The organism is Streptomyces sp. bgisy159, assembly GCF_057707805.1.
This window is the reverse complement of record NZ_JBYIQX010000020.1, coordinates 66,635-84,732: the sequence shown is the minus strand read 5'-3', so window position 1 is coordinate 84,732 and position 18,098 is coordinate 66,635. Positions and strand designations below refer to the sequence as shown.

The 18,098-nt window shown below is 71.9% G+C and carries 16 protein-coding genes; 13 read left to right on the top strand and 3 right to left on the bottom strand.

The window, feature by feature from the left end:
• Nucleotides 1-86 precede the first annotated feature (86 nt).
• Nucleotides 87-1,505, top strand: a complete 1,419-nt coding sequence (locus tag AC3ET3_RS20425; RefSeq protein ID WP_432138906.1) for a sugar porter family MFS transporter — start codon at nt 87-89, stop codon at nt 1,503-1,505.
• 81 nt (nt 1,506-1,586) lie between these two features.
• Here the strand turns inward: AC3ET3_RS20425 and AC3ET3_RS20420 are convergent, their stop codons facing one another.
• The gene (locus AC3ET3_RS20420) at nt 1,587-2,558 is read right to left on the bottom strand and encodes an LLM class flavin-dependent oxidoreductase (protein WP_435612615.1); all 972 of its coding nucleotides are present in this window, start codon (nt 2,556-2,558) and stop codon (nt 1,587-1,589) included.
• A 288-nt stretch (nt 2,559-2,846) separates the two neighbouring features.
• On the opposite strand from AC3ET3_RS20420, the gene ftsY reads away from it, so the two are divergent.
• The gene (ftsY, locus tag AC3ET3_RS20415) at nt 2,847-4,055 is read left to right on the top strand and encodes a signal recognition particle-docking protein FtsY (protein WP_432138904.1); all 1,209 of its coding nucleotides are present in this window, start codon (nt 2,847-2,849) and stop codon (nt 4,053-4,055) included.
• Between the two features lie 141 nt (nt 4,056-4,196).
• Here the strand turns inward: ftsY and AC3ET3_RS20410 are convergent, their stop codons facing one another.
• Nucleotides 4,197-4,853: a bifunctional DNA primase/polymerase gene (locus AC3ET3_RS20410; RefSeq protein ID WP_435612614.1), complete on the bottom strand. Its 657-nt coding sequence runs from the start codon at nt 4,851-4,853 to the stop codon at nt 4,197-4,199.
• A gap of 471 nt (nt 4,854-5,324) precedes the next feature.
• Here AC3ET3_RS20410 and nsdA point away from each other — a divergent pair, with 471 nt between their 5' ends.
• The 5 genes from nsdA to ffh all read left to right on the top strand — a co-directional run bounded on the left by nsdA (nt 5,325) and on the right by ffh (nt 12,943).
• Complete coding sequence (gene nsdA / locus AC3ET3_RS20405; protein WP_432138902.1) at nt 5,325-6,815, top strand: transcriptional repressor NsdA; 1,491 nt, start codon at nt 5,325-5,327, stop codon at nt 6,813-6,815.
• A 351-nt stretch (nt 6,816-7,166) separates the two neighbouring features.
• Nucleotides 7,167-8,465, top strand: a complete 1,299-nt coding sequence (locus AC3ET3_RS20400) for an ammonium transporter (protein ID WP_432138901.1) — start codon at nt 7,167-7,169, stop codon at nt 8,463-8,465.
• The gene (locus tag AC3ET3_RS20395; RefSeq protein ID WP_003997576.1) at nt 8,462-8,800 is read left to right on the top strand and encodes a P-II family nitrogen regulator; all 339 of its coding nucleotides are present in this window, start codon (nt 8,462-8,464) and stop codon (nt 8,798-8,800) included. The genes AC3ET3_RS20400 and AC3ET3_RS20395 overlap by 4 nt, the downstream gene beginning before the upstream one ends.
• 26 nt (nt 8,801-8,826) lie before the next feature.
• On the top strand, nt 8,827-11,271 hold the full coding sequence (locus tag AC3ET3_RS20390; protein ID WP_435612613.1) for a [protein-PII] uridylyltransferase: 2,445 nt from the start codon (nt 8,827-8,829) through the stop codon (nt 11,269-11,271).
• A gap of 121 nt (nt 11,272-11,392) precedes the next feature.
• Entirely contained in the window at nt 11,393-12,943 is a 1,551-nt protein-coding gene (gene ffh / locus AC3ET3_RS20385) for a signal recognition particle protein (protein ID WP_435612612.1), read from the top strand.
• Between the two features lie 97 nt (nt 12,944-13,040).
• Here ffh and AC3ET3_RS20380 read toward each other — a convergent pair whose 3' ends face one another.
• Nucleotides 13,041-13,901: an SAM-dependent methyltransferase gene (locus AC3ET3_RS20380; RefSeq protein ID WP_435612611.1), complete on the bottom strand. Its 861-nt coding sequence runs from the start codon at nt 13,899-13,901 to the stop codon at nt 13,041-13,043.
• Between the two features lie 601 nt (nt 13,902-14,502).
• Between AC3ET3_RS20380 and AC3ET3_RS20375 the strand changes: the two genes are divergently transcribed.
• The 6 genes from AC3ET3_RS20375 to rplS all read left to right on the top strand — a co-directional run bounded on the left by AC3ET3_RS20375 (nt 14,503) and on the right by rplS (nt 18,073).
• A complete protein-coding gene (locus AC3ET3_RS20375) occupies nt 14,503-15,099 on the top strand; it encodes a hypothetical protein (RefSeq protein WP_432138897.1) in 597 nt (198 codons plus the stop codon).
• A gap of 361 nt (nt 15,100-15,460) precedes the next feature.
• Nucleotides 15,461-15,880: a 30S ribosomal protein S16 gene (gene rpsP / locus AC3ET3_RS20370; RefSeq protein WP_432138896.1), complete on the top strand. Its 420-nt coding sequence runs from the start codon at nt 15,461-15,463 to the stop codon at nt 15,878-15,880.
• A 2-nt stretch (nt 15,881-15,882) separates the two neighbouring features.
• Entirely contained in the window at nt 15,883-16,122 is a 240-nt protein-coding gene (locus AC3ET3_RS20365) for an RNA-binding protein (protein ID WP_003973401.1), read from the top strand.
• A gap of 88 nt (nt 16,123-16,210) precedes the next feature.
• Nucleotides 16,211-16,756, top strand: a complete 546-nt coding sequence (gene rimM / locus AC3ET3_RS20360; protein ID WP_432138895.1) for a ribosome maturation factor RimM — start codon at nt 16,211-16,213, stop codon at nt 16,754-16,756.
• Nucleotides 16,756-17,589 (top strand): tRNA (guanosine(37)-N1)-methyltransferase TrmD, encoded by an 834-nt coding sequence (gene trmD, locus AC3ET3_RS20355; RefSeq protein ID WP_432138894.1) that lies wholly within the window; start codon nt 16,756-16,758, stop codon nt 17,587-17,589. Before rimM ends, trmD begins: the two co-directional genes overlap by 1 nt.
• Before the next feature lie 133 nt (nt 17,590-17,722).
• Nucleotides 17,723-18,073 carry a 50S ribosomal protein L19 gene (gene rplS / locus AC3ET3_RS20350; protein ID WP_037886451.1) on the top strand — a complete coding sequence of 117 codons (351 nt, stop codon included), beginning with the start codon at nt 17,723-17,725 and terminating at the stop codon, nt 18,071-18,073.
• Nucleotides 18,074-18,098 lie beyond the last annotated feature (25 nt).

Here is an 18,098-nt window from a genome sequence, read left to right as displayed (position 1 = left end):
AGTTGGTGGTCGGCGGTATGCCGTGCCCCACTGGGGGGACTCACCCCCACGCGCCGGCGGCGTTGCCGGTGGCCCGAGGAGTTCACGTGACCAGCACAGCGCAGTCAGCCAGGACAGCAGCCAGGGTGGCTCCGCCCGATCACCTCGGGCACGTCATCTTCATCGCGGCGGCGGCCGCGATGGGCGGCTTCCTCTTCGGTTACGACAGCGCCGTGATCAACGGCGCCGTCGAGGCGATCCGGGGCCGCTACGACATCGGTTCCGCCGCGCTGGCCCAGGTCATCGCCATCGCCCTGATCGGCTGCGCCATCGGCGCCGCGACCGCCGGCCGGATCGCCGACCGTATCGGCCGGATCCGCGTGATGCAGATCGCCGCCGTGCTGTTCGCGGTCAGCGCCGTCGGCTCCGCGCTCCCGTTCGCCCTGTGGGATCTCGCCCTGTGGCGCGTCGTCGGCGGCTTCGCCATCGGTATGGCCTCCGTCATCGGCCCGGCCTACATCGCCGAGGTCGCCCCGCCCGCCTACCGGGGCCGCCTCGGCTCCTTCCAGCAGGCTGCCATCGTCGTGGGCATCGCCATCTCGCAGCTGGTCAACTGGGGCCTGCTCAACGCCGCCGGCGGCGACCAGCGCGGCACCCTGATGGGCCTGGAGGCCTGGCAGGTCATGCTCGGCGTCATGGTGATCCCGGCCGTCCTCTACGGCCTGCTCTCCTTCGCCATCCCCGAGTCCCCCCGCTTCCTTCTCTCCGTCGGCCGGCGCGAGCGCGCACGCGAGATCCTCGCCGAGGTCGAGGGCGAGGACATCGACCTCGACGCGCGCGTCGCCGAGATCGAGCACGCGATGAAGAGCGAGCACAGGTCCACCTTCAAGGACCTGCTCGGCGGCACCTTCTTCTTCAAGCCGGTCGTCTGGGTCGGTATCGGCCTGTCGGTCTTCCAGCAGTTCGTCGGCATCAACGTCGCGTTCTACTACTCCTCGACGCTGTGGCAGTCGGTCGGCGTCGACCCGACGGACTCGTTCTTCTACTCCTTCACCACGTCGATCATCAACATCGTCGGCACCGTCGTCGCGATGATCTTCGTGGACCGCGTCGGCCGCCGCCCGCTCGCCATCATCGGCTCGGTCGGCATGGTGGCCGGCCTCGCCCTGGAGGCATGGGCCTTCTCCTTCGACCTGGTCGACGGCAAGCTCCCGGCCGCCCAGGGGTGGACCGCCCTGATCGCGGCCCACGTCTTCGTCCTCTTCTTCGCCCTGTCCTGGGGCGTGGTCGTCTGGGTCATGCTCGGCGAGATGTTCCCGAACCGGATCCGCGCCGCCGCCCTGGGCGTGGCCGCCGCCGCGCAGTGGATCGCCAACTGGGCCATCACCGCGAGCTTCCCCTCACTGGCCGACTGGAACCTCTCCACGACCTACGTGATCTACACGGTCTGCGCGGCGCTCTCCGTGCCGTTCGTCCTGAAGTTCGTCAAGGAGACCAAGGGCAAGACGCTGGAGGAGATGGGCTGACCACCCCCGTGAACTCGAGGATCCGGGCCCAGTCCCCGCTGCCCGCTCCTCGACACCCGTGAGGCGTACTGCCCCGGCCCGTCAGACCGAGAGCCGGGGCAGTACGCCCTCGCACAGCAGTCGCAGCCCGCGCCACCCCTCCTCCGGTGGCATCCCGCCCGCCAGCGGATGCAGCACACAGGTCTCCAGCCCCTCGGCCACGCACTCGTCCGGCGTGACGATCCGGTACACGCCCTCCCGCCGCAGCTCCTCGACCGTCGTCGCGGCCGACGTCACCGCCGACCGGACCCCACCGGACTGCCAGGAGGCGTACGTCCGCGCCTCGTACAGGAAGTGCCGCCCGTACCGCGCCCACGCGCGCTCCGGGTCCTCCGACAGGTGCAGCAGCGGTGTCCTGGGCGCCGGCATCATCGACCAGCCCTTGGTGCCGTACTCCGCCAGCCGCTCCTCGTAGTACGCCGCCAGCTCCGGCAGATGCGCGCTCGGGAAGAACGGCAGCCCCAGCCGCGCCGCCCGCCGCGCCGCCGCCCGCGACGAGCCGCCGACCAGCAACAAGGGGTGCGGACGGGTGTACGGCCGCGGGGTGACCCGTACCGTACGGCCCCGGTGGGTGAACTCCTCGCCGGTCCACGCCGCCAGCAAGGTCTCCAGCAGCTCGTCCTGCAGTCGCCCGCGCCGCCGCCAGTCCACCCCGGCCCGCGCGTACTCCTGCGGCCGGTACCCGATCCCCGCCACCGTCACCAGCCGCCCGCCGCTCAGCAGGTCCAGCACGGCGATGTCCTCCGCCAGCCGCAGCGGATCGTGCAGCGGTCCGATCGCCGCCGACACCGTGACCGACAGCCGCCGTGTCGCCCCCAGCACCGCGCCCGCGAAGACGAACGGGGAGGGGAGCCAGCCGTCCGCCACCCCGTGGTGCTCCTCGGTCTGCACGGTGCCGACCCCGCGCTCGTCGGCGTAGGCGGCCATCTCCAGCGCGGCGCGGTACCTCTCCCGCAGCTCGGCGGGGCCGGCCCCGGGTGCGACCAGGTTGAAGCGGACGACGGTGACGGGCATGCGGGTCCCCTTCCGGTGCGGTCCGCCGGGGACACTAACTGACGGGGCATCAGATGGCCAGGGGGTGGCGTTGGGCCCGGGAGCCCGGGCCGGCCGTGCCGTGAACGGCTCGCCGGGCATCGCGCCCGCCCCGGCGACGTGGCCGGCGCGGCCGCCCTTCCCGGTGCGGGCCGCTCGCCCGGGCCCGGACTCGTCGGCTGGGCCCGCCGCTCCCCGCCCTCGCCGCCCGCCGCCCGGCCGTGGCGTCCGACGGGCCCCTCGGGGTGGGGGATGGATACTGGACCCGTTATGGAAACCGTCATCCTTGCTGTCATCATCGCCGTGGTCGTGCTCGGCGTGATCGGCGGGCTCATCGTCGGCACACGGCGCCGGAAGCCGCTGCCGCCGCCGCCCCCGGCCGCCCCCGACATCACCGCGCCCCCGGCCGAGCCGCACGTCGGCGAAGAGGCCGAGACACCGCGCGACGAACCGCGCCGCACGATCGAGGAGGTGGACCTCCCGGGCGGCACCGCGCCGACCGAGGTCGAGGAACCACCCGCCGACCTCGTCGAGGCGCCCGCGATCGAGATCCCGGAGCCCACCGCCGGCCGACTGGTCCGCCTGCGCGCCCGGCTGTCCCGCTCCCAGAACGCCCTGGGCAAGGGCCTGCTCACCCTCCTGTCGCGCGAGCACCTCGACGACGACACCTGGGAGGAGATCGAGGACACGCTGCTCACCGCCGACGTCGGCGTCCAGCCCACCCAGGAGCTGGTCGAGGGCCTGCGCGAGCGCGTCAAGGTGCTCGGCACCCGCACGCCCCAGGAACTGCGCGGACTGCTGCGCGACGAACTGCTCAAGCTGGTCGGCACCGACGTCGACCGCACCGTGAAGACCGAGCCCGCCGACCGCAAGCCCGGCATCGTGATGGTCGTCGGCGTCAACGGCACCGGCAAGACCACCACCACCGGCAAGCTCGCCCGGGTCCTCGTCGCCGACGGCCGCACCGTCGTCCTCGGCGCCGCCGACACCTTCCGCGCCGCCGCCGCCGACCAGCTGCAGACCTGGGGCGAGCGGGTGGGCGCCTACACCGTGCGCGGTCCGGAGGCCGGTGACCCCGCCTCCGTCGCCTTCGACGCGGTGAAGGAGGGCAAGGAGATGGGGGTCGACGTGGTCCTCATCGACACCGCCGGCCGTCTGCACACCAAGACCGGCCTCATGGACGAACTCGGCAAGGTCAAGCGCGTCGTCGAGAAGCACGCCCCGCTCGACGAGGTGCTCCTCGTCCTCGACGCCACCACCGGCCAGAACGGCCTCGTCCAGGCCCGGGTCTTCGCCGAGGTCGTGGACATCACCGGCATCGTGCTGACCAAGCTGGACGGTACCGCCAAGGGCGGCATCGTCGTCGCGGTCCAGCGTGAGCTGGGCGTCCCGGTCAAGTTGATCGGGCTCGGCGAGGGCGCGGACGACCTCGCGCCGTTCGAGCCGGAGGCGTTCGTTGACGCCCTTATCGGGGAGTGACGCCGACCAGCCGCGAGAAGCCGTGCAGGGTCGCGTCGGCGACGGTCCCGCCGGCCGGGGACCGCGAGAAGCGCCCGCCCTCCGAGGTGCAGTCGGGGAGCGGGCGCTTCGCTTCGGGGCTTCGGAAGGGCCGACCGCCCGTCAGGCCCGCGACCGGTGCGCCACGTACGCCAGCGTGCCCAGCAGCAGCCGGGCCGCCGGTGGCCGGGCCGCGGTGTCCAGCTCCGGCTCCCGCAGCCAGCGCACCGGGCCGAGGCCGGCCCGGTCGGAGGGCGGCGCGGTGACGAACGTACCCGGCCCGAGACCGCGCAGGTCGAGTGCGGCCGGATCGTCCCAGCCCATGCGGTAGAGCAGCGCGGGCAGCTCGGCCGCGGCACCCGGTGCGACGAAGAACTGGGCCCGCCCCTCGGGCGTCACCGCGACCGGACCCGTCGGCAGCCCCATCCGCTCCAGCCGGGCCAGCGCCCGCCGGCCGGCCGGCTCGGCGACCTCGATCACGTCGAAGGCGCGCCCCACGGGCAGCATCGCCGACGCCCCCGGAAACCCACCCCAGACCTTGGTCACCTCGTCCAGCGTGGCGCCGGCCGGCAACTGCGGCGCGAAGTCCAGCGGGTGCGCGCCCGGCGCACGGCAGTCGCGGCGACCGCAGGAACACGCGCCGCCCGAGGCACGGGCGCCGGGCACCACCTCCCAGCCCCACAGCGCGGTGCACTCCGCGACGGCCGTGCACTCGGACGGACGGCCGCGCCTGCGCGCGCCGGAGCGGATCTCGCGAATGCCGCCGATCGTGAAGCCCATGCCCCCTCCAACGGGTCCGACGCACCGGTGGTTACGTAGCGGACGCGGAACGTGACGCTCTGTACTTATGCCTGTACTCATGCCTCCCGAGGCACCCCCGTATGACCAGCGCCTTGGAGCGTGCAGGGTGGTGTGCCGGGCGATGTGCGCCCCTGGGTGCTTCGCTCCGCTCACTCCCGGCCGGTCTGTGTCAAGTGAATCGCGTATCGGCCATCGTCAGTTCATTCGAAGGGGTGGCGAATGGTGGCGTTTCCGGGATCCACATGGCTGAGCCCGTGATCGTAGGACTACTTTGGGTGCACGAAGCCGCAAGGCACATGCACGTGTGGGTATGCCGGAGGCAAGTCGACACCCCGTTCGAAGGGTGAGAACCGGCGGACGAACGGCAGCGCCCACCGGCATTCTGATAAGGGTTGGCCCACTCAAAGGCCCGGCACGGCGCCGGGCGGTCTCAGGGATGGGGGCGTTCCAGTGAGCGGCAACGACGGTGGCGGGACGAACGCTGCGAGCGCGGACAAGCGCCCCAACGAACTCCTCACGTCGTGGTTCGTACGCAGCGGCTGGTCCAAGGGCGAACTGGCCCGCCAGGTCAACCGCCGCGCCCGCCAGCTGGGCGCCAACCACATCTCCACCGACACCTCGCGAGTCCGCCGCTGGCTGGACGGCGAGAACCCCCGCGAACCCATTCCGCGGATCCTGTCCGAACTGTTCTCCGAGCGGTTCGGCTGTGTGGTCTCCGTCGAGGACCTCGGTCTGCGCACCGCGCGGCAGGCACCCTCCGCGACCGGCGTCGACCTGCCCTGGACGGGCCCGCAGACAGTGGCCCTGCTCAGCGAGTTCTCGCGCAGCGACCTGATGCTGGCGCGGCGCGGCTTCCTCGGGAGCTCGCTGGCGCTGTCCGCGGGCCCGACCCTCATCGAACCGATGCAGCGCTGGCTGGTCCCCAGCCCGCCCGCCCCCCGCCAGGACCCCGACCGGCCACTGCCGAACAGCCGGGCGCGCGGCCGCCTCTCCAAGCCCGAACTGGACCTGCTGGAATCCACCACCGTGATGTTCCGGCAGTGGGACGCCCAGTGCGGCGGCGGCCTGCGCCGCAAGGCGGTCGTCGGCCAGCTGCACGAGGTCACCGACCTCCTCCAGGAACCCCACCCCGAGGCCACCGCGAAGAAGCTCTTCAAGGTGGCCGCCGAACTGGCCGAACTGGCCGGCTGGATGTCGTACGACATCGGGCTGCAGCCCACCGCGCAGAAGTACTTCGTCCTCGCCCTGCACGCCGCCAAGGAGGCCGGCGACCGGCCGCTCGGCTCGTACGTCCTGTCCAACATGAGCCGTCAGATGATCCACCTCGGCCGGCCCGAGGACGCCCTGGAACTCATCCACCTCGCCCAGTACGGCAGCCGCGACTGCGCCAGCCCCCGCACCCAGTCCATGCTGTATGCGATGGAGGCCCGCGCCTACGCCAACATGGGTCAGCCCGGACGCTGCAAGCGGGCCGTGCGGATGGCCGAGGACACCTTCGCCGACGCCGACGACTGGGACGAGCCCGAGCCCGACTGGATCCGCTTCTTCAACGAGGCCGAGCTGTACGGCGAGAACTCCCACTCCTACCGCGACCTCGCCTACGTGGCGGGCCGCAGCCCCACCTACGCCTCCCTCGCCGAACCCCTCATGCAGAAGGCCGTGCAGCTCTTCGCCGCGGAAGGCGGCGACTACCAGCGCTCCTACGCCCTCAACCTCATCGGCATGGCCACCGTCCACCTGCTGCGCCGCGACCCCGAACAGGGCGCCCAGTACGCCACCCAGGCCATGCATGCCGCCAAGAAGGTCCGCTCCGAGCGGGTGAACACCCGTATCCGCAAGACCGTCGACACCGCGGTCCGCGACTTCGGCGCCCTCGCCGAGATCGTCGACCTCACCGACACCCTCGCCGTCGAGCTGCCCGAGACCGCCGAAGCGGTCTGAGCCGCGGCGCCCCCCCATACACCGGCCGCGGCCGGCCCTCCCGAACTGCCCGACTCGGCTCCCCCCATGCCAGGTCATCGGAAGGCCGCCGCGGCCGGTTTTCCCTGCCCGCGACCGGGCCACTTCCCGAATGCGCGGGAAGGTTGCGCCACGATAACGATCCCGCGGCCCGGCATCTCCCACTTCACCGACGCGTAACACACCGGGCGCCTTCGTCACCCGTGCGAAACAACCAGGGGCTTCCACCGAAACCGCGCTGCGTCAATCTCTTGGCGCATAACCGGCCCACCCCCTCACTCCGCTCAGGCTTCGCCCGCACGGGGCCGTACTCACGACGAGGAGATACCGGCATTGAACGGCACAGATACCGGATTCGTATTGATCAGTGCAGCGCTCGTCATGGTGATGACGCCTGGGCTGGCCCTTTTCTACGGCGGCATGGTGCGCTCCAAGAGCGTCCTCAACATGCTGATGATGTCCTTCATCTCCCTCGGCATCGTCAGCGTGCTGTGGGTGCTGTACGGGCACTCGCTCGCCTTCAGCGGTGACACCGGCGGCTTCATCGGCAACCTGGACATGATCGGGCTGAAGGGCGTCAACGCCGACAGCGTGGTGGACAGCTTCGTCACCGACGCGAACGGCAAGGCGCACCAGATCTCCACCTTCGCCTTCTCGCTCTTCCAGATGCTCTTCGCCGTCATCACGGCGGCCCTGATCAGCGGCGCCCTCGCCGACCGCATCAAGTTCGGCGCCTGGATGGTCTTCATCGGCGTCTGGGTCACCGTGGTCTACTTCCCCGTCGCGCACTGGGTCTGGGGCGGCGGCTGGCTCGCCCAGCTCGACCCCGCCGTGATCGACTTCGCGGGTGGTACCGCCGTCCACATCAACGCCGGCATCGCCGGACTCGCCGCCGTCCTCGTCGTCGGCAAGCGCATCGGCTTCAAGAAGGACCCGATGCGACCGCACAGCCTCCCGCTGGTCCTGCTCGGCACCGCCCTGCTGTGGTTCGGCTGGTTCGGCTTCAACGCCGGCTCGGAACTCGGCGTCGACGGCATCACCGCCACCATGGCCATCAACACCCAGGTCGCCACGGGCGCCGCCATGCTCGGCTGGCTCGCCTACGAGCGCATCCGCCACGGCGCGTTCACCACCCTGGGCGCCTGCTCCGGTGCCGTCGCCGGCCTGGTCGCGATCACCCCCTCCGGCGGCAGCGTCAACGTCTTCGGCGCCCTGCTCATCGGTGTCGTCGCCGGCGTCCTGTGCTCCTGGGCCGTCAGCCTCAAGTACAAGCTCGGCTACGACGACTCCCTCGACGTCGTCGGCGTCCACCTGGTCGGCGGTGTCATCGGCACCCTGATGGTCGGCTTCCTCGCCATCGGCGGTGTCGGCGGCGGCAAGCAGTTCGTCTCCCAGGCCATCGGCGCCTTCTCCGTCATGGGCTACACCTTCGTCGTCACCTACGTCCTCGCCCTCGTCATCCAGAAGACGATCGGCTTCCGGGCCTCCGAGGACGACGAGGTCACCGGCCTCGACCAGACGGCCCACGCCGAGACCGCATACGACTTCAGCGGCGCCGCCGGCTCCCACATCGCCTCCGCCGCCCCCGCCCCCGCCGGCACCGCCGCCGCGAGCAAGAAGGTGGACGCATGAAGCTCATCACCGCCGTCGTCAAGCCCCACCGCCTGGACGAGATCAAGGAGGCCCTGCAGGCCTTCGGCGTCCACGGCCTGACGGTCACCGAGGCCAGCGGTTACGGTCGTCAGAGGGGACACACCGAGGTCTACCGCGGTGCCGAGTACACCGTCGACCTCGTCCCCAAGATCCGCATCGAGGTGCTGGCCGAGGACGACGACGCCGAGCAGCTGATCGACGTCATCGTCAAGGCCGCCCGCACCGGCAAGATCGGTGACGGCAAGGTCTGGTCCCTCCCGGTCGAGACGGCCGTACGGGTCCGCACCGGCGAGCGCGGCCCGGACGCGCTCTGACCGCAGAAACGAACAGGAGTCGCTGGGTGACGAGTACGGACGTGCGAAACGAAGCAGATGACTCGGGACCCAGCGGCTACGCGGCGGCCCGGCTGCGCCTCCTCACCGAGGGGGCGCGGTCCGGGCCGCCGCGCCGTTCGGCCCTGTCCGCACTGACCGACGACTGGCTCGGCGGCCTGTTCGCCGCGGCCGCGACGGACCAGCGCGGCGTCTCCCTGGTCGCCGTCGGCGGCTACGGCCGCGGCGAACTGTCCCCCCGCAGCGATCTCGACCTCCTCCTGCTGCACGACGGCGGCGACCCCAAGGCCGTCGCCGCCCTCGCCGACCGCCTCTGGTACCCGGTCTGGGACCTCGGCCTCGCCCTCGACCACTCCGTGCGCACCCCCGCCGAGGCCCGCAGGACCGCCGGGGAGGACCTCAAGGTCCAGCTCGGCCTGCTCGACGCCCGCCACCTCGCCGGCGATCTGGGCCTGACCGCCGGACTGCGCACCGCCGTCCTCGCCGACTGGCGCAACCAGGCCCCCAGGCGCCTGCCCGAGCTCCAGGAGCTCTGCGCCGAACGCGCCGAACGCCAGGGTGAGCTGCAGTACCTGCTGGAACCGGACCTGAAGGAGGCCCGGGGCGGACTGCGCGACGCCACCGCCCTGCGCGCCGTCGCCGCCTCCTGGCTCGCCGACGCCCCCCGCGAAGGCCTCGACGACGCCCGGCGCCGGCTGCTCGACGTCCGCGACGCCCTGCACCTCGCGACCGGGCGCGCCACCGACCGGCTCGCCCTGCAGGAACAGGACCAGGTCGCCGCCGAGCTGGGCCTGCTCGACGCCGACACCCTGCTCCGGCAGGTCTACGAGGCCGCGCGGGTCATCTCGTACGCCAGTGACGTCACCTGGCGCGAGGTGGGGCGCGTGCTGAGATCGCGCGCCGTGCGGCCCCGGCTGCGCGCCATGCTGGGCGGCGGGAAACCGACCGCCGAGCGCTCTCCACTGGCCGAGGGCGTCGTGGAGCAGGACGGCGAGGTTGTGCTCGCCCGTGCCGCGCGCCCCGAACGCGACCCCGTGCTCCCCCTGCGCGCCGCGGCCGCCGCCGCGCAGGCCGGCCTCCCGCTCTCCCTGCACGCCGTACGGCGCATGGCGGCCACCGTGCGCCCCCTGCCCGCCCCCTGGCCCGCCGAGGCCCGCGAACAACTCGTCACCCTGCTGGGCTCCGGCCGCCCCACGGTCGAGGTCTGGGAGGCGCTGGAGGCGGAGGGCCTGGTCACCCGCCTCCTGCCCGACTGGGAGCGGGTCCGCTGCCGCCCGCAGCGCAACGCCGTCCACGTCTGGACCGTCGACCGCCACCTCATCGAGACCGCCGTGCGCGCCTCCGAGTTCACCCGCCGGGTCAGCCGGCCCGACCTGCTCCTGGTCGCCGCCCTCCTGCACGACATCGGCAAAGGCTGGCCGGGCGACCACTCCGTCGCCGGCGAGATCATCGTCAAGGACGTCGCCGCGCGCATCGGCTTCGACCGCGCCGACGTCGCCGTCCTGTCGACGCTCGTACGCCACCACCTCCTGCTGATCGAGACGGCGACCCGGCGGGACCTGGAGGACCCGGCGACCGTGCGGCTGGTCGCCGATGCGGTCGGCACGCAGAGCACCCTGGAACTGCTGCACGCCCTCACCGAGGCCGACGCGCTGGCCACCGGCCCCGCGGCCTGGTCCTCCTGGCGCGGCTCCCTGGTGACCGACCTCGTCAAGCGGGTCGCCGCCGTCCTCGCCGGGGACGCGCCGCAGGAGCCGGAGGCCGCGGCGCCCACCGCCGAACAGGAACGGCTCGCCCTGGAGGCGGTCGCCACCGGCGGGCCGGTACTCGCGCTGCGGGCCCAGACCGAGCCGCCGGGGGAGGAGGCGACCGGGGAACCGGAGCCGCTCGGCGTCGAGCTGCTGATCGCTGTACCCGACCAGCCCGGGGTGCTGCCGGCGGTGGCGGGAGTCCTGGCCATGCACCGCCTGACGGTCCGCACGGCCGAGCTGCGCGCCCTGGCGCTGCCCGACGGCGTCGAGGGCTCGGTGCTGCTGCTGGACTGGCGGGTGGCGGCGGAGTACGGCTCCCTGCCCCAGGCCGCGCGCCTGCGCGCGGATCTCGTGCGCGCGCTGGACGGCTCCCTGGACATCGCCGGCCGGCTCGCCGAACGCGACGCCGCCTACCCCCGGCGCCGCGGCTGGACCGCGCCCCCGGCCCGTGTGACCGTCGCCCCGGCTGCCTCGCGCCACGCCACGGTCATCGAGGTCCGTGCCCAGGACGCGCCCGGGCTGCTGTTCCGCATCGGACGGGCGCTGGAGGACGCGGGGGTGCGGATGCGGAGTGCGCACGTGAGCACGCTGGGCGCGAACGCCGTCGACGCCTTCTACGTCACGGGAGCCGGCGGTGCCCCCCTGCCGAGCGAGGAGGCGGCCGCGGTGGCGGGGAAGCTGGAGACGACGCTGCGCGGGTGAACCGGGGCGACGGGCCGGGTCGGCGAGGTGTTGGACACGACCGTGACCCGGTTCTGTCGCTCCGGGATACCCTGGAGGGCGATTCCCGAAGCCGACCCCGACCCCGAGGACCGCGAGCGCCGTGTTCGATACTCTTTCCGATCGCCTCTCAGCGACTTTCAAGAACCTGCGCGGCAAAGGACGGCTCTCCGAGGCGGACATCGACGCCACCGCGCGCGAGATCCGCATCGCGCTCCTCGAAGCGGACGTGGCCCTGCCCGTGGTCCGCACGTTCATCAAGAACGTCAAGGAGCGCGCGCTCGGGGCCGAGGTCTCCAAGGCCCTGAATCCGGCGCAGCAGGTACTGAAGATCGTGAACGACGAACTCGTCACGATCCTCGGCGGCGAGACCCGCCGCCTCCGCTTCGCCAAGCAGCCGCCGACCGTCATCATGCTGGCCGGTCTGCAGGGCGCCGGTAAGACCACCCTCGCGGGCAAGCTGGGCCGGTGGCTGAAGGAGCAGGGGCACTCACCGCTGCTGGTCGCCTGTGACCTGCAGCGCCCGAACGCCGTGAACCAGCTCAGCGTGGTCGCCGAGCGCGCCGGTGTCGCCGTGTACGCGCCGCAGCCGGGCAACGGCGTCGGTGACCCGGTCCAGGTCGCCAAGGACTCCATCGACCACGCGAAGGCCAAGGTCCACGACATCGTGATCGTGGACACCGCGGGCCGGCTCGGCATCGACGCCGAGATGATGCAGCAGGCCGCCGACATCCGCGACGCGGTCAGCCCCGACGAGATCCTCTTCGTCGTCGACGCCATGATCGGCCAGGACGCCGTGAACACCGCCGAGGCGTTCCGGGACGGCGTCGGCTTCGACGGTGTGGTGCTGTCCAAGCTCGACGGTGACGCCCGCGGTGGTGCGGCGCTGTCGATCCGGCAGATCACCGGCGAGCCGATCATGTTCGCGTCGAACGGCGAGCAGCTGGACGACTTCGACGCGTTCCACCCCGACCGGATGGCCTCGCGCATCCTCGACATGGGTGACCTGCTCACCCTGATCGAGCAGGCGGAGAAGACGTTCAGCCAGGAAGAGGCCGCCAAGATGGCCTCCAAGCTGGCGTCGAAGAAGGGCCAGGACTTCACCCTGGACGACTTCCTGGCCCAGATGGAGCAGGTCAGGAAGATGGGCTCCATCTCGAAGCTCCTCGGGATGCTGCCCGGCATGGGGCAGATCAAGGACCAGATCAACAACCTCGACGAGCGGGACGTGGACCGCACCGCCGCGATCATCAAGTCGATGACGCCGGGGGAGCGCCAGGACCCGACGATCATCAACGGCTCGCGGCGGGCGCGTATCGCACGCGGTTCCGGCGTCGAGGTCAGCGCGGTGAAGAACCTGGTCGAGCGGTTCTTCGAGGCCCGCAAGATGATGTCCCGCATGGCCCAGGGCGGCGGAATGCCCGGCATGCCGGGGATGCCGGGCATGGGCGGTGGCCCGGGCCGCAGCAAGAAGCAGCCGAAGAAGGCCAAGGGCAAGCAGCGTTCCGGCAACCCGATGAAGCGCAGGCAGCAGGAGCAGGAGGAGGCCGCCCGGCGCGCGGCCGCCGCTCAGGGCGGGGGCGCCTTCGGGGTGCCGCAGCAGGGCGGGCAGGAGTTCGAGCTGCCGGACGAGTTCAAGAAGTTCATGGGCTGACCGGGCCGAAGGCTCCCGTCCGGGGGAGCCGCGTACACACCGTCGAGGGCGCCCTTCTCCGAGGGGCGCCCTCGACGCGTGCCGGGCGCGTCGCCGGTCAGGGCACGCGTGCGATGAGGTAGCGGAAGACGTTCGGCATCCACACCGTGCCGTCGGGTCGGCGGTGGGGGTGGAGCGCCTCGGTGAGTTCCTTGTCGACCTGGGCCGGGTCGGTGGCGGCGACGGCCGCGTCGAAGAGGCCGGTGGAGAGCAGCCCGCGGACCGCGCTGTCCGTGTCGGCGTAGCCGAAGGGGCAGGCGACCCGGCCGGAGCCGTCGGGCCGCAGGCCGGCCCGACGGGCGATGTCCTCCAGGTCGTCGCGCCGGCTGGTGTGCCGGGAGCCGGTGCCGCCCGGCAGGGGATCGGCCAGCTCGACGGCCACCCGCAGCACGGCCGAAGTGGCGCACCGTTCGGGCGGCCCCCACCCGGTGAGGACGACGGCCGTGCCGTGCTCGGCGAGCGGGAGGGCGGCGCTCAGGAGGCCCGCGAGCCGCTCGGGGTCCCCGCCGGCGCAGCCGACGGGGTCGAAGGCGGTGACGAGGTCGTACGGGGGTGTGCGCGGGCCGACGGCGTCCTGGGGCGGACCGTCGAGGAGGCGCGCGTCCACGCGCGCGTGCGGGCCCGGCGGTTCGGCCTGCAGTCGCTGCCGGGCGAGGGCGAGCCGCTCCGGGTGGGTGGTTTCGACGCCGGTGAGGGTGGCGCCCCGGGCGGCCGCCATCAGCAGCGCGAGTCCGGAACCGCAGCCCAGGCCCAGCAGCCGGGTGCCGGGGCCCACTTCCAGCCGTTCGTAGACGGCCTCGTAGAGCGGGACGAGCATGCGCTCCTGGATCTCTGACCAGTCACGCGCGCGTGCATCGCGGTCCACGCGGGGATGCGCTCCCGTGTGGGTCCGGTGCTGCCGCACGAGCGTAGGTGTCATGGATAAGCGCCCCAATCCGCCGAGAGTTCGAGAGAGTTCTCCACCGTGCCCGTCTGTCCTGGCCCCCGTGCAGTGCGCTCGCACTCCCCCCGTATGTCAGGTAACTCCCCGCCCGCGACCGCGTCCAGAGGTTGTGGAGCCCGGTTTGCGGGCGGGGGGCGCGCGTGGCGGGAATTCACGTTCCGGCAATGCGGGCCCGTACCATCGCGCCATGGCGCGGACACCCGTCGTCCCGGGGCGGCCGGCCGGAGGACCAGGCATTGTTCCGGCCACGGAGGACGGGTCGGTGCCCGGGACGAGGACGCACCGGGTAACGTCGCGGGCGTGGCGCGCGCTGAACGAGGCGTGGGGTGGGGCGTGAGAGCGGCCGGAACTCCCCTTGCGCCCCACCCACGCCTTCGCACCCCGGCGCGAGGAGACTGCGTACGCGCCGGTACGTACGGGTGTCTACGCACCAGCTTGGGATGAGCTGCGTGGCTTCTCCGCAGATCAGCGCACCCGCCCTCGTCGGGGGGCATCAGTGGCAACTGACGGGTACGTGCAAATTATTTGGGATGCCCCGGAATAGGAACACAGCGGCACCCCCGCTCGTTGTCATTACGTGAGCACGACACAGACACCACCTGTTCTCGCCGCAGAGCTGGCACAGGCGTGGGCCGACATTCAGCGGCACCACCCCGAACTGCCGGACCTTGCCGCGCCCGAATCCCTGATCGGGGAGTCGTCGTCCGCGTGCGGTCACGAGCTCTCCTTCGAGCGACTGCTCCATGAGGCGGTCCATGGCATCGCCGCCGCGCGCGGCGTGCGTGACACCTCCCGTGCCGGCCGATACCACAACCGCAGATTTCTCGCCATCGCCGAGGAACTGGGCTTGGACCACCCCGAGGAGCCGCACCCCAGCAGCGGCTTCTCCCTGGTCACGCTCAGTCCCGAGGCCAAGCGGCGCTACCGGCCGACCATCGAGCGCCTCCAGCGGGCCCTGAAGGCCCACATGGCGGCCACCTCCGCCGACACCACGCGCTCCTTCCGGGGCCCGGCCGCCCGCCACGGCTCCTCCGGTGGCGGCGTACGGGTCAAGGCGGTCTGCGACTGCGGACGCAACGTACGGGTCGTCCCGTCGGTGCTCGCCCAGGCGCCGATCGTGTGCGGCGGGTGCGGCAAGCCGTTCCGCATCCCCGAGGTGGTCGGCGCGGCCTAGACGCGCGTCGGATGTACCGGCATCTCGTGGCTGCCGGTGCGGCCGGACGACCCGGGGTGCCGTCGCCTCCCCACGGCGCGGCACCCCCCTCAGTCGTGCCCGACGCGGCCTTCCGGCCCTCTCCCGTCCTTCGGTCCCTCACCGGCCGTCCGCGGCCCTTCCCCTGTCCTCGCAGGGCCGTTCCGCGGACCCTCGGCCGGAAGCGGTCCGCGGGGTATGGCACAATGGCTAGCTGTACTCGACAGCCGCACAGGACCCCTCTCTCCTCCGGCTGACGCGTCCGTCGGGCACTCGGGTACCGCAACCCCACGCGGCAATCTCGCCGTGCCCAACCACGTCAAATCCAGGAGAACCCACTCCCGTGGCAGTCAAGATCAAGCTGAAGCGTCTGGGCAAGATCCGTTCGCCTCACTACCGCATCGTCGTCGCCGACTCCCGCACCCGCCGTGACGGCCGTGCGATCGAGGAGATCGGCAAGTACCACCCGACGTACAACCCGTCCGTCATGGAGGTCGACGCCGACCGCGTGGCGTACTGGCTCTCCGTCGGCGCCCAGCCGACCGAGCCCGTGCTCGCCATCCTGAAGAAGACCGGCGACTGGCAGAAGTTCAAGGGCGAGCCCGCCCCGGCGCCGCTGCTGACCGCCGAGCCCAAGAAGGCGCGCCCGTCGTTCGAGGCCCTGGGCGGCGACGACGAGGGCAAGGGTGAGGCGATCACCCAGAAGAAGAAGGCTGAGAAGAAGGACGAGGCCGCGGCTGCGTCCGAGTCGACCGAGGCCTGAGCATGCTCGAAGAGGCGCTTGAGCACCTCGTGAAGGGCATCGTCGACAACCCTGACGATGTGCAGGTCGCCTCGCGCAACCTGCGTCGCGGGCGTGTGCTGGAGGTCCGGGTCCACCCCGACGACCTCGGCAAGGTGATCGGCCGTAACGGCCGCACCGCACGCGCTCTGCGCACCGTCGTGGGCGCCATCGGCGGACGCGGTGTCCGGGTCGACCTCGTCGACGTGGACCACGTTCGCTGACGCTTCAAACAGCAACAGCGCCGGCTCGGGCCGGGGAGGGCCGTTGGGCCTCCCCGGCCCGTAGTCGTATGACAGGAGATTGGGACTCGTGCAGCTCGTAGTCGCCCGGATCGGCCGTGCCCACGGCATCAAGGGCGAGGTCACCGTGGAGGTCCGCACCGACGAGCCGGAACTCCGGCTGGCGCCCGGCGCCGTCCTCGCCACCGACCCCGCCGCCGTGGGGCCGCTCACCATCGCCGCCGGGCGGGTCCACAGCGGCCGCCTCCTGCTGCGGTTCGAAGGCGTCGCCGGCCGCACCGCCGCCGAGGCGCTGCGCAACACTCTCCTGATCGCCGAGGTCGACCCGGACGAGCTGCCCGAGGAGGAGGACGAGTACTACGACCACCAGCTGATCGACCTGGACGTCGTCACCGAGGACGGCACCGAGATCGGCCGGATCACCGAGATCTCCCACCTGCCCTCCCAGGACCTGTTCATCGTCGAACGGCCCGACGGCAGCGAGGTCATGATCCCCTTCGTCGAGCAGATCGTCACAGAGATCGACCTGGCCGAGCAGAAGGCGGTCGTCTCGCCGCCGCCCGGGCTGATCGACGACCGCGCGGAGATCGCCTCCTCCCGGGACGAGGAGTCCTGATGCGGCTCGACGTCGTCACCATCTTCCCGGAGTACCTGGAGCCGCTGAACGTCTCCCTGGTCGGCAAGGCACGCGCGCGTGGACAGCTCGACGTCCACGTGCACGACCTGCGCTCCTGGACCCACGACCGGCACAACACCGTCGACGACACGCCGTACGGCGGCGGCCCCGGCATGGTGATGATGACCGGGCCCTGGGGCGACGCCCTCGACTCGGTTCTCGCCGACGGCTACGAGACCGGCTCCCACGGTCCGGCCCTGATCGTCCCCACGCCCAGCGGCCGCCCCTTCACCCAGGAACTCGCCGTCGAGCTGTCCGGGCGGGACTGGCTGGTCTTCACCCCCGCCCGCTACGAGGGCATCGACCGGCGCGTCATCGACGAGTACGCCACCCGCATGCCCGTCTACGAGGTGTCCATCGGGGACTACGTCCTGGCCGGCGGCGAGGCGGCCGTCCTGGTGATCACCGAGGCCGTGGCCCGGCTGCTGCCCGGCGTCCTCGGCAACGCCGAGTCCCACCGCGACGACTCCTTCGCGCCCGGCGCCATGGCCAACCTCCTGGAAGGCCCCGTCTACACCAAACCGCCCCAGTGGCGCGGCCGGGAGATCCCCGAGGTGCTGCTCAGCGGCCACCACGGCAGGATCGCCCGCTGGCGCCGCGACGAGGCGCTGCGACGCACCACCAGCCACCGTCCCGACCTCATCGAGCGCTGCGACCCCAAGGCCTTCGACAAGAAGGACCGCGAGATGCTCTCCATCCTCGGCTGGGCACCGGACCCCGCAGGCGAAGCCCAGGGCCGATTTTGGCGCAGGGTCGACGGCGTGGAAGAATAGGCCGCTGCTGTGCGCCGTCCGGCGTGCGCCCCTGCCACAGGGGGACACGACGCCCGCCCCGACCGCACACTGCTTCGTGCACACACCTAGCTACCGCTGATGACCTGTGGCATCGGCGAAGAAAGCAGACGAAATGTCTCACCTGCTCGACTCCGTCGACTCCGCGTCGCTGCGCAGCGACATCCCGGCCTTCCGCCCGGGTGACACCGTCAACGTCCACGTCCGCGTCATCGAGGGCAACCGCTCTCGTGTGCAGCAGTTCAAGGGCGTGGTGATCCGTCGCCAGGGCGCCGGTGTCCGCGAGACCTTCACGGTCCGCAAGGTCTCGTTCTCCGTCGGCGTCGAGCGCACCTTCCCGGTGCACACCCCGATCGTCGAGAAGATCGAGCTCGTCACCAAGGGTGACGTCCGTCGCGCCAAGCTGTACTACCTGCGCGAGCTGCGCGGCAAGGCCGCGAAGATCAAGGAGAAGCGCGAGAACTGAGCGCCTCCCCGGCGTCACAGGCGGG